The 10,327-nt window shown below is 30.6% G+C and carries 10 protein-coding genes; 2 read left to right on the top strand and 8 right to left on the bottom strand.

The features are described 5' to 3' along the window. Positions 1 to 330 precede the first annotated feature (330 nt). The 7 genes from AC2D8K_RS07370 to AC2D8K_RS07340 form a co-directional block, all read right to left on the bottom strand. Positions 331 to 1,395 carry a P-loop NTPase gene (locus AC2D8K_RS07370; protein ID WP_002450464.1) on the bottom strand — a complete coding sequence of 355 codons (1,065 nt, stop codon included), beginning with the start codon at positions 1,393 to 1,395 and terminating at the stop codon, positions 331 to 333. Positions 1,396 to 1,541: 146 nt separating this feature from the next. Beyond that, positions 1,542 to 2,984 carry an MDR family MFS transporter gene (locus AC2D8K_RS07365; protein ID WP_002450465.1) on the bottom strand — a complete coding sequence of 481 codons (1,443 nt, stop codon included), beginning with the start codon at positions 2,982 to 2,984 and terminating at the stop codon, positions 1,542 to 1,544. 75 nt (positions 2,985 to 3,059) lie between these two features. Further along, the gene (locus AC2D8K_RS07360; RefSeq protein ID WP_002450466.1) at positions 3,060 to 3,527 is read right to left on the bottom strand and encodes a SepA family multidrug efflux transporter; all 468 of its coding nucleotides are present in this window, start codon (positions 3,525 to 3,527) and stop codon (positions 3,060 to 3,062) included. Positions 3,528 to 3,647: 120 nt separating this feature from the next. After that, positions 3,648 to 4,985, bottom strand: coding sequence for a multidrug efflux MFS transporter SdrM (gene sdrM / locus AC2D8K_RS07355; protein WP_484698347.1), 1,338 nt, complete (start codon positions 4,983 to 4,985; stop codon positions 3,648 to 3,650). A 221-nt stretch (positions 4,986 to 5,206) separates the two neighbouring features. Further along, positions 5,207 to 5,890, bottom strand: a complete 684-nt coding sequence (gene trhA / locus AC2D8K_RS07350; protein WP_002450468.1) for a PAQR family membrane homeostasis protein TrhA — start codon at positions 5,888 to 5,890, stop codon at positions 5,207 to 5,209. A gap of 18 nt (positions 5,891 to 5,908) precedes the next feature. After that, positions 5,909 to 7,096 (bottom strand): UTP--glucose-1-phosphate uridylyltransferase, encoded by a 1,188-nt coding sequence (locus AC2D8K_RS07345; protein WP_002450469.1) that lies wholly within the window; start codon positions 7,094 to 7,096, stop codon positions 5,909 to 5,911. Between the two features lie 66 nt (positions 7,097 to 7,162). After that, positions 7,163 to 7,684 (bottom strand): metal-dependent hydrolase, encoded by a 522-nt coding sequence (locus AC2D8K_RS07340; protein WP_002450470.1) that lies wholly within the window; start codon positions 7,682 to 7,684, stop codon positions 7,163 to 7,165. Positions 7,685 to 7,880: 196 nt separating this feature from the next. On the opposite strand from AC2D8K_RS07340, the gene AC2D8K_RS07335 reads away from it, so the two are divergent. Together AC2D8K_RS07335 and AC2D8K_RS07330 are read left to right on the top strand one after the other, a co-directional pair. Continuing rightward, positions 7,881 to 8,141 carry a SunI/YnzG family protein gene (locus AC2D8K_RS07335; protein WP_002450471.1) on the top strand — a complete coding sequence of 87 codons (261 nt, stop codon included), beginning with the start codon at positions 7,881 to 7,883 and terminating at the stop codon, positions 8,139 to 8,141. 161 nt (positions 8,142 to 8,302) lie between these two features. Further along, the gene (locus AC2D8K_RS07330; RefSeq protein ID WP_002450472.1) at positions 8,303 to 8,626 is read left to right on the top strand and encodes a heme oxygenase; all 324 of its coding nucleotides are present in this window, start codon (positions 8,303 to 8,305) and stop codon (positions 8,624 to 8,626) included. Between the two features lie 80 nt (positions 8,627 to 8,706). On the opposite strand, the gene AC2D8K_RS07325 is transcribed toward AC2D8K_RS07330, so the two are convergent. Continuing rightward, the gene (locus tag AC2D8K_RS07325) at positions 8,707 to 10,077 is read right to left on the bottom strand and encodes a YjiH family protein (RefSeq protein ID WP_002450473.1); all 1,371 of its coding nucleotides are present in this window, start codon (positions 10,075 to 10,077) and stop codon (positions 8,707 to 8,709) included. Between the last annotated feature and the right edge of the window lie 250 nt (positions 10,078 to 10,327).

Genomic DNA, 10,327 nt, shown 5'->3' with positions numbered 1-10,327 from the left:
GAAACAATCTTTATTATTATATAACTTCTTTAATTCGAAGTCAATATTTAATTAAGATTACTTTATTAAGTCTAAACGATTTGTTTCCGCTTTGCAATAGTAAGTTTTACACTTTCTTAACGAAATTTTATTAAACTTAACTTGTCGTTTTTGACGACTTTTATATAATATCAATTTAATGTTTTGAAGTCAATAATAAAATTAAAGTTTTTTTATTGATATTTTGGAGTTGAATAACTCACAAGAAAATATTCTAACAGGATTTTTCTAAAATGCAATAGAAAAAGCGTATAAAATTATAGTTAATTTTATACGCTTAATAACTTTTTGTTACTTTTGTGTACTTGCGATTACTTTTTGAGCAATTGTCTGATAGATTTTGCCTAATCTATCTTCAGGTTGATAGATAGACGGAGAAAAATCTGTAGGGTCCCATGTTGGTTGTTCTAATGGTAATTCACCGAACAATTGAGTTTCTAACTCATCTGCTAGTTTCGTTCCGCCACCTTTACCAAACACGTATTCTTTATTGCCAGTTTCTTTACTTTCAAAATAACTCATGTTTTCAATTACACCTAAAATTGAATGGTCTGTATGTTTAGCCATAGCACCTGCTCTCGCAGCAACAAATGCTGCAGTTGGATGAGGTGTAGTGACAATAATTTCTTTACTAGAAGGAAGCATAGAATGAACATCTAGCGCAACATCACCAGTACCTGGAGGTAAATCTAATAATAAGTAATCTAGATCACCCCATTTTACTTCCGTGAAAAAGTTAGTAAGCATTTTACCTAACATTGGTCCTCTCCAAATGACTGGTGCATTTTCTTCAACAAAGAAAGCCATAGAAATAACTTTAACGCCATATCTTTCAACTGGGATAACTTCTTTCCCTTCGATACCAGGTTTTTCATCAATGCCCATCATATCAGGTACACTAAATCCATAAATATCAGCATCTACTAGTCCAACTTTTTTTCCTTCTCTAGCTAAAGCAACTGCTAGATTAACTGCAACTGTTGATTTTCCAACGCCGCCTTTACCTGACGCAATTGCTATAAATTCAACAGAATTATTCTTTGATAATAATCCTTCTATCGTTTTAGGCTTTTCAGTACCTTTACCTCTATACTGTTCAACTGTACCTGCAGGTAACTCTTCGAATCTAATACCTACTGTTTTCGCTCCATTTTCTTTTAGCGTTTTAACTACAGCCATTTGTAAGTCTAGTTGAGGTTGTCCACCTAATTGTGCCATAGCAATTTTAACACTAACATGTTCAATTTCTTCTTTAATAGAAACATCAACTATTCCGTTAGTTTCTTTTAAAGGTACATCAATAATTGGATCTTTTATTTCTCCAACTAATTCTTTGACTTGATTTACCGTTAACAAAGTAAATCCCCCTTATTTATATTGTCTCAACTAAATAACTATACTGTGCTATTACCTAGTCTATCTTTTTTAGTATAAGACTTTTTATGTAATAAAAAAAGAAGTTAGCTTTAAATAAATAGCTAACTTCTATGATTTCATGATTTTTATACTTCTCTAATATTTTTATTCTTATTTCTAGGTTCTTTGATGAATAATGCGAAACTAAATGCAACTACTACGAATAATGTTACTAACGCAAATGATACATCTACACCTGCAGCAACGGTTTGTCGCTGTATCATTTCTTTACTTCCTGATGTTGCTATTGTAGATCCTAACCATTTTGAACCCATACTCATAAATGTAACCATTAAAGCTGTTCCTAAAGATCCAGCCATAACACGTCCAAAGTTCATAATGGCTGTACCATGGGAAATGTTTTTATTTTCTAGTGCGTTAATACCAGCTGTATTAATAGGCATCATTAATAAAGAAACTGCAAACATTCTTATTGCATATATAATAATTAAATACATATAGGATGTGTCTGCTTTTAAGAAACACAATAAAAATGTGCATACGGTTAAAATAGTAAAACCGGAAATGATAAGAGGCCTTGGACCATATTTATCATAAAAACTACCTGTAAACACAGACATTAAGCCATTAATTATCGCACCAGGCATGATGACTAGACCTGATAATAATGCGGACAATGCTAAAGCATTTTGTACATATAATGGAATTAATAATGCAGGTCCAACCATGGACATCATCACTATCATTGAAGTAATCGTACTAAAACAAAAAGTTCTCGTCTTAAACACTTTTAAATTAAGTAATGGATTGGAAATTGTTAATTGACGTCTAACAAATATCAATATGATTATCAAACTTACTATTAATGTAACTATGATAATTGGATTCGCGAAGCCTAAACTACCCGCACTACTGAATGCATATAACATCATACCAAATCCAACTGTTGAATATAATATAGAACGTTTATCGAGCTTAGTTTGCTTAGTTTCGTTATAGCTTGAAATAAATATAAAACCGAAGACAAGTGCAATTAATGCGATACCAACTATAATTATGAATGGTACTCTCCAACTCACATGATCAATAATTAAACCTGTGAACGTAGGTCCGATTGCAGGTGCAAATTGAATTACTAAACCAGCTAATCCCATTGCAAATCCACGTCTTTCCTTAGAAAACAGTGTAAACAATGTAAATTGCATAAGAGGCATTAATACACCTGCACCCATAGCTTGAATAACTCTCGCAGTCATTAAGACACCAAAATTAGGTGCAATGGCAGCTACAATCGATCCAATTAAAAAGGTACCCATTGCAGATAAATATAATGGTCTCGTTTTAACTCGATCCATTAAATATGCTGTTAACGGAATCATAACACCATTAACTAACATAAATCCCGTTATCAACCACTGAGATGTACTTTCATCGATTTTTAATTCTCTCATAATATGCGGTAAAGCTGTATTCAATAATGTTTGATTTAAAATAGCTACAAAAGCACTAATTAGCATTACAGAAACAATTAAATTCCTTCGTCTTTTATTAATTTCTATATTGCTCATGAACATAATCTCCTTTATTCAATAATAGTATTTCATTCAAACAAACTACGAAAAACTATTCAAATTTAGTGCTCATTACTTTTTATTATTTAAATTTGTGCTATCTGGATAGAAAATTTCTTTACAAATATATAAAAATCCTATAATTACCATAATCACCCAAAACTTAATATCTATATATGTGTAATGGACATGTATTATAAAGTAAAACAATATTGTCGTAACAGAGTATCCTATTAAATGATAAGTAACTCCTTGAAAGTATGGGTTTTGTGGCAAGCGTTTTCTAAAGTAATCCATAAGATGTTCTACTGCGAATAAAGTGAAATATCCTAAAACAATATAGCTTCCATAATAGAAAATATTGTCGTAAAAGCTTTTATTATAGCCAAAATAACCTAATTTAAAATATATCAAAATCCTACTTAAGCCATATAAACCAAACCCTAAAAACATTAAAAAAATCGTTCCTGAAATAATAAAAATAGTAAGAACAATAAGTGTAGATATTAAATTATACATCTTATTTCTAAAAAACTTCATTACACTTATCCTCCTCCTATTTTGAATACATAAAGTATTTTACCATTAATCGATGACCTTATAAAATTATAAAAACGCCCACAATTCATGTAGGCGTTCTAAACGATTTGTTAAATTTTATTAGTTAGTCACCGGTTTGTTTTTATAAATGAAACTCCATATCGCCACTAATACAATTGCAATAACAATGGCTAATCCTAATACATTATGCAAGTTGCTACCGAACAACCCTGATTTCATAGCATACATATAGCCCATAACAGTTGATCCAATTGATGACCCTAGGTTTTTAGTCAAAGCGTAAAATGACATCATCTTTTTCATTTGATGTGGTGACGTTTCCTCTTGAACAATGACACTGTCTTTTGTATACACAAACCCAAAACTTAAGCCAGCAAGAATAACGCTAAACGCTATAAGTAAAGGTAGTTTTATACCGAAAATAATAATGATACTTCCAATAATTAGGAACGTAAATGCACCAATATACAATGCTTTTCTAGAAAATTTTGCTTCTAATTTAGCTAGGTTAAAGTTTAATATTATCCATGCCACAGATAATGGAAAAATAACAAATCCACTTTGAAGTGGTGATAAACCTAATTGTTCTTGTAAATATACAGGAATGTATAAATTAAAGCCCATTAAACAAATGGCAATTAATAAATCTGTAATAAATACTAAAGCAATCGATTTGTTAAATTCTACAATTGGTAAAAATGGGTGATCAGTTGTTTTTTCAACTTTATATAAAATAAACCCTACCAATAGTGCAAGTAGTAGTGATAAAACATTCAATACAACCTGACCCTGATTAAGCAAACTAAACATTAATAAACCAATAAATACATAAAATAAACTTAAACCTTTAACATCAAAGTTTGTTTTAGATACGATTTCTTCCTCTGGAAAATGGAATGTAAAAATGACTAATATAATCGCAATAAGTGCAATGGGGATATTAATGAAGAAAAGCCAATGCCAAGTTGCTATTTCAAGAATACCTCCACCTAAAAATGGGCCTATAATACTTGATACGCCCCAAACACTACCTACAATGCCCATAATTTTATATCTTAATGGAATTTCAAAGGCAAGTTTTGGAACAATTTGTGATAACGACATCATCACACCAGCACCAAATCCTTGAATGACTCTAGATATAATGAGCATCGTAAAAGTTTCACTTGTACCTGACATAAAACTACCAATGGCAAATAAAACTAACCCTGTGATAGCGATATATATAATTTTAAATCGCGACATCAGTTCACCAACAATCGGGTTTGCTATAACTAAAGCAATAAAATATGCTGTAAATACTAAAGAAATAAAGCTTCCAGCATTTAAATCTTGACGAATGGTCGGCATTGCTAGTGAAATAATTGACGCTTCAATTGCAGCCATAAACATTATCAAAATTAACGCTAATACCGTTATCATCGATTTTAATCTCATTTAGTTGTCCTCCAACTTAATTTTTCTTACAACTCAATCTATATTATAGACTTTCATTTAATAAAACAATCATTAATTAGTATGACTTTTTCAATTAGTTATATTTTATCTTATTTTTCTACCTGTAAAAAAAGATATCTCTTTTTTAAATGATTTCTAATTAATTAAAAAAGTAACTAGAGACATCATCGTAATATCCCTAGTTACCTTATATTTTCTGTTTAAGACATAAAAAATAGTATGCCTATTAAATGGAAAAATGAAGCTATTAAAATAAATATATGCCAAATCATATGAAAATATGGTCGGTTTTTTTGTGCATAAAACCAAGCACCAATAGTATAAGATAAACCACCTAATACAATAAATAGTATAAATATCCATGATGTTCGTAAAACGATAATAGGTGCAAATATAACACCTACCCACCCCATAACTAAATAAACTATTAGACTTAGCTTATGGTTAACATGAGTGGCAATTGACTTATACAAAATGCCCCACACTGTTGTCCCCCATAATAGAATAAACACAGTCCAACCTAACCAACCACCAACTACATTTAAAAGTATTGGTGTATATGTACCTGATATCGCAACATATATCATACTATGATCTATAATTCGCAATACATATTTTTGTACTGTATGATTCGCCATAGCATGATAGACCGTTGATGATATGAACATTAAAAATAAACTTATGACAAATATTGAAATACTTGTCGACAATAATGTGCCGCCCTTATTAAAACTATGCACTGCAGCGTATGGTAATATAATCATTGTACAAAATGATGCAAAGCTATGTGTGACAGTATTACCAACTTCCTCACCAAATGACAAAGGCATAATATCTTTAAAAGAACTATGATTTGATTCAATATGTTGTTCTGTGTTTGACATGATATGGACCACCTTAGTTTAAATCATTCCCATTCGTTTCAAATCAGCCGTTGCCGTTTCTACGCTGTCTTTTCCTTCTTTATTTTTCAATGGTGAAAACTCTTCTTCTCTTGATACTTGTAACGTAATAAAGCTAGTACCATAACGGAAAATATCAAAATAGAATAACTCGAATTTAAGTGTTGGTCGTTCAACTACTCCAAAGTCTTCATCTAGTTGTTTTAAATTTTTAATTGCTAAATGATAAGGTAATTCTCTATCAACTGCACTCATAATAAATCCTAATTTAAATGCATGGATACCAATGTTTGCGTTATCAAATTGATTTGCAACATTAGGATCAAGTTCTGAATACTCGAGAACTGTATCTTTACTATCTTTATTTACAAGTCTCCCAACACTTTCACCTTTTTTAGGTTTTATTGTCTTAGACGTAATATCTTTATTATTTGAGACTGTAAATCCTGCAAACATTGGGTCTAAAACTTTAACTAATACATTATCGATATTATTTAAAAATATATATTTAACATTATCTTGTTTCATTTTATCAAGATAGCCAGCTTTTTTAAGTGATTTAAAGATACCACCATTACCATTTGGTGTTTCCATAATATGGCCCGCTTCATTCAACACAAGCTGTCCTGATTCACTTAATGCAACGATATTATCTTGTTTAAAGAAATGAATTTTGTCTACATCATAATTAAAATACTGTTGCTGTTCAAAATAAGCTAATGTTGCTTCATGGTTGATATCACTTGTCATGATATACCAATCCATCGTATGTCCTGTTTCTTTCTTTAATTCGAGTAATTGACGTGCTTGTAATTCAAACAAACTCACGCCTTCAATTTCAAATGAGCCTTTCGGACCTGAATAACCTAATCTAGTCCCTTGTCCTCCAGCCATTAATACTACTGCAAACTGTCCATTTCTTATAGCTTCAATACCTTGATTTTTATATTCATCTTTCCTTTGTTCGTCAAGTTCAGACTTAACAGTATATTTAACTTCCGAAACATCTGATGCATCTTCAATCGTTTGTCTATTAACATATAAGTTTTTATACATCTCTTGAATTTCTTCTAAATCTAATGATTCAATTTTATCTTCAAGTGCTTGTTTTTCATTACTACTCATTAATTTTTCATATTCGTATAAATGTTGTTGATTAAATTTCTCTAATTTATTTTTCTCTAACATCAATTTGTCTCCTTATGTAAATTATAATTTCACTCGATTTCAAGTTCGAATTTATGTATCTTGTTTTTAATATTGCGTAAATAGGTATCCCCAATGATGTATGATATCATTTACTTCACTTTGAAAAAACACATAAATGGCTCCAACTGTTAAAGCAGTCGCAAGTGATAAATCTACAAGTCCACCTGTTTTAAAATTCAATGGCGTTTTAATTGTTATTGGCAATGGATACAATAATTTAACCCCTTTGGGTGTTACCATGTCTAGTATAACATGTGAAATCAATCCTATGATAATTGCTACTTCATAATATATAGGTGTATCTATGATATGAAGTAAAATCCCTATGATTCCTATAAATAATAATGAATGGGTAAATGTCCGATGACCAAATAAGAGTCGAATTAAAAAACTAAGTATTTTAAATTTCCTACCTATTTTACTTTGGGTATGACAAATATCAGGTAATAAACTAGAAATGACCGACAATACAATAACTGTCACTGATGAAAATAAATCTGTATGAAAATATTGAGTTGTTAGTGCACCTACTAATAGTCCACAAGATGCATGTGTCTTTCCAGTCATAATTACCTCTCCTTTAATAGCAATATTTTATCATATTCTCCTTATTTATACGAACGTATTTTCGGTATGAGCAATATTAAACTAAATATCAATTAGTATGACTTAATTTTAAAAAGTATCACATTTTATCTTGAAAACGGTTACAAAATGATTTATGATATATATACAAAATTAATTAAAGGATGTGTATTGGATCATGGCAATGACAGTAAAAAAAGATAATAATGAGGTTAGAATCCAATGGAGAGTAGCAGATATCAAAATTCCAACGAATGAAATTAAAAATATCTCTCAAGACCAAGATATTCATGCAGTACCTAACGTTGAAGGTAGAGAAGTTTCTAGAATTGGTTCTACATTTGGTAAAACAAATCGCGTTATTATTGATACAGATGACCATGAATACATTATTTATACTCAAAATGATCAAAAAGTGTATAACGAACTAACAAAATAATCTTTTAATAATAAAGTTTCAATAAACATAAGAGAGACAATGGTATTGCTAAAAAGTGCAATATTCATTGTCTCTTTTTATTTTTAATAGTACTGTTGAAAGACTATAATTTAATTAGAACACAATTACGACTAATACAAATATATAAGGAGTGATTTTTAATGTTTGTTGTTACAAATCGCATTACTGTAAAACAAGGTTTTGCAGAAAAAATGGCGCCAAGATTTACACAAGGCGGGAAGATTGAATCGTTAAAAGGATTTCATAAAATCGAAGTTTGGCAAGTTAATAACGAAGACGATGACACTGAGGATATGTACGTTAATACATGGTGGGAAACAGAAGAGGATTTTAATAACTGGGTAAAAAGTGATGCATTTAAAGAGGCACATCAACGACCTAAAGATTCCAAAAGTGATGAACCATCTCCAGTTATAAGCAACCAAATTGTAAAAGCAAATGTGCTATCTGTTTTAAATCCATAATATTACCCAAAAAGTTAAAATAATAAAAAGCCAAGATGAGCAATTGTTATAGCAACAAATAAGTCATCTTGGCTTTTATATTATAAAAATAGATGTGCGATTAAAGTAATAATAGGTAATGTAATAATTGTTCTGATTAAGAAGATAACGAATAGTTTGCCAATGTTAACTGGTATTTTTGAGCCTAAAATGACGCCGCCTACTTCTGATAAATATATTAATTGTGTAATACTCAATGCACCAATAACAAATCGAGTTAAATCACTATGTGCACTTTCAATTAATATAGATGGTAAGAACATATCTGCAAAGCCAATTAAAATAGTTTGGGATGCATGAGTAGCTTCAGGGATTTGTAATAATTGTAAAAACGGAACGAATGGTTTACCAATCAATTCAAAGATTGGTGTATAGTTTGCAATAATAGTCGCAATCGTACCAATACTCATCACTACAGGTAGTATCACAAACCACATATCTACAACTGTTTTTAATCCAGATTTAAAGAAGTCTTTCACACCTGGTGCTTTAATCCCTACTTCGGTAGCCATATCAAATCCATGACCAATCGCCGTCTTACTTTCAGGAAGTTGCTCTGTTCTTGCATCACTCGATACGTCTTTCGCATATTCATCTGGTATCTTATTCAATGGCCATATTCTTGGCATGATTACTGCCGCGATTAAACATGAAATGATAACACTTAAATAGAATAAGAAAAATTGATCTTGCATTTTAACAGTATCTGCAATAATAATTGCAAAGGTAATTGATACCACACTAAAAGTCGTGGAAATCACCGTTGCTTCCCTTCTTGAATAAAAACCTTCTTCATATTGGCGACTTGTAATTAATACACCAACAGTTCCGTCACCAATAAATGATGCCAAATTATCTACTGTTGAACGGCCAGGCAATGTAAACAATGGTCGCATGACAGGTCTAAATAAAGGTCCTAACAACTCTAATAGACCGTATTCCATAAGTAATGGTAAAAATAAAGCCGCAAATAAAAATACAGCTACTAAAGTTGGTAATAAACTAGAAAACACAAGTCCACCAGTATCTTCTGAATATATCATTTTAGGTCCGACTTTTAGTAACGTCATCCATGCAAAGATAACGGCTAAAACTCTTAATATTATCCAACTCACATTTACATTAAACGCATTATACAATAAGCCCTTTGGATCTAATTTATCTTTTAAAATCGTAGAACAAATGAGTGTTAAAATCGCCGATAATGTTATAATTGTCACAATGATAAATGGCATCGCCCCACCCACAATATCTTTTAACCAATTAGCTAAAAATGCAACAGGTAGTGTCGTTTGCTTTTTACCATCTTGTTCTACTGGTATAGGAATTAAGAATAAAATGATGCCGATAAGTGACATTGTAATAAATTTAATTCGACCTTTAATGATTTCTTGCTTAGTATATCTATTCATCTTCCGTCATCCATTTCTATCTATTTAAAATACAATTATATATACTCAAATTACATTTATATTTCTTTCTAAACGTCATCTCATATATATACATTTTTATGAATAATTAAGTATTTAATACTATACGCGATTTACATTCAAAGTGCAATGGCTATAAGTTAAATAATTTTAGAATTTCATAGCTACTCGCTTAAACATTTTTATGACATATAAAATGCACCAAGAAACACAATATCCTGTGTCTTGATGC

The organism is Staphylococcus sp. 510, assembly GCF_057219715.1.
The sequence above is the reverse complement of the archived record's forward strand: the minus strand, read 5'-3'. Positions and strand labels throughout refer to the sequence as shown.